The organism is Priestia sp. JV24, assembly GCF_025910025.1.
GTDB lineage: Bacteria > Bacillota > Bacilli > Bacillales > Bacillaceae_H > Priestia > Priestia megaterium.
On record NZ_JAPCIN010000088.1, the window covers coordinates 1 to 602 of the forward strand.

At 30.9% G+C, this 602-nt stretch carries 1 protein-coding gene; it reads left to right on the forward strand.

Annotated elements, in window-relative coordinates; translation table 11 throughout:
- Positions 1–437 precede the first annotated feature (437 nt).
- The gene (locus tag OK414_RS29780; protein WP_263046369.1) at positions 438–596 is read left to right on the forward strand and encodes a hypothetical protein; all 159 of its coding nucleotides are present in this window, start codon (positions 438–440) and stop codon (positions 594–596) included.
- Positions 597–602: the final 6 nt, after the last annotated feature.

The following is a 602-nucleotide window of genomic DNA, read 5'->3' on the forward strand; positions in this document are numbered from 1 at the left end:
CGCCGATTCAATTAAAGATTTTCTCTCTTTTTCAATCTTAACTGTCAAAGCTTCTTTTAAGATCACTTTATGAGACTCCAATATTCTCCTCACCCATTTGCTTTTAGTCGCAAAACAAATACAAGGTTGATTATTCCAATGACGATCAACCTTGTATTCGTTTTATCTTTTTACGTTCCTACAAATATTTTACAGTATACAAATGTCCTTACACAACGGAATTTTTCTTTTCATTTCTTGTTCTTCGTTTATAGTAGAAATATATAGTTTTTATGGTAAAAAGATGATATTATGGGTTTACGCCTATATTGACTTTATTTTTATATGTTGTGAACCCTGTGAAAAAGCTATTTGATTTCTATGCAAAGCCAATGCTTATAGAAACCAAATAGCTTTTTTATACATATAAAGAGTTTCAAAAAAGGAGGAGTACTATTATGTTGAACAGAGACGAACTTTTCTTATTCAACAGAGAACTATTATTTTTAGTAGATCAACACTCGGCCTGTACTGATTCTAGTTTAAAAAAGATTCTTGTCACTCAAATTGCCTTTATGTTTGCTGCCCTTAGCGAAAATTATCTCTCTATTTCTTGATCCTGG

Bases quoted from the DNA above. Each gene is read 5' to 3' on its own strand.
- OK414_RS29780 (WP_263046369.1), top strand. From the start codon at position 438: ATGTTGAACAGAGACGAACTTTTCTTATTCAACAGAGAACTATTATTT.